We start from the raw sequence: 1,103 nt of genomic DNA, 5'->3' as shown, positions 1-1,103 counted from the left end.
CCCGACAAACCACCTTTTGCCGCTTTTACCCTCATATTGATGACCGTACAGGCTTCATCAAACTGCTTCTCAGCTTGTTGCTGGGTGTAGTAAACACCTAGGTCTGAGGGGATAGAGTCAAATCCGCACGAATTAACAATACGTGCGCCGCTTTGCTTCGCAGCGTCTTGATATTTGTCCATCATATCTTTAATAAAAATGGCTTCGCCTGTAAGGTCGACATAGTCGGTACCATTTTTGGTACACGATTTAATCAAAGGTTCGCCATATTTGAGGTAGGGACCAACCGTTGAGATAATAACTTGTGTTTGTTCGGTCATCTTATCCAGACTGGCATCATCATTACTATTAGCGACGATGATATCGATCTTCGCTTTAGTATCTCCATTCTGCTGCGCTGAGCTGAGCTCAGATTGCAGTTTTTCTAATTTTTCTTGGTCGCGACCAGCGATTGCCCAAGTGACGGACTGCGTATCTCCATCATTTTGCTTACTGGTACCTGCCAAAAATTGCGCTAAATAGTGCGCAGTAATTTGACCGACAAAACTCGTTGCACCGTATAAAACGACAGCATATGTACGTTGTTGAGTATCCATATCATTATTCATATTTTTTCCTTACTATTTTTTAGATAAATGAGAGCAGAGTAATGCTTATATTTTTACGTCATATAAACGTTTGATAGCGTTATGAGCTCAAAGTCAACTTAGAACCATACCAGTTATATATCAGTTTGATAAACGACCAATAACCCAACTTTGTCCAAAACAGGGCAATGAGCATACATAAGTTACATAACATATCGTGATCATTACCAAACTGAACGTTTATCTGCTCTAAAAGGTTGTTAATCTACTACTACACCTTATAAGAAATAATATTAACAACAATAAGCATTAAGAGTAATCGAATTTAGCGAACCTGACAGTATTGATCGTTTATAGAACTGATTGTTTGTAGGTTGATAACCGATCATATTGCTAATATGCGCTGGTTTGCTGGTTTGCTGGTTTGCTGGTTTGCTGGTTTGCTTTATTCGTATTCTGGATGTTTTTTATTTAAGGAGAAGGATTATGTTTCGTTGGGCGATTATATTTGCTGTT

The 1,103-nt window shown here is 38.7% G+C and carries 1 protein-coding gene; it reads right to left on the bottom strand.

The features are described 5' to 3' along the window. A partial coding sequence (locus tag ACS8FD_RS16290) for a saccharopine dehydrogenase family protein (RefSeq protein WP_439276611.1) occupies positions 1-608 on the bottom strand: 608 nt, incomplete at its 3' end. Positions 609-1,103 lie beyond the last annotated feature (495 nt).

The sequence above is a fragment of the Psychrobacter sp. 1U2 genome (genome assembly GCF_051847575.1).
Note: the sequence above shows the minus strand (reverse complement) of the source record. Positions and strands in the feature narration are given on the sequence as shown.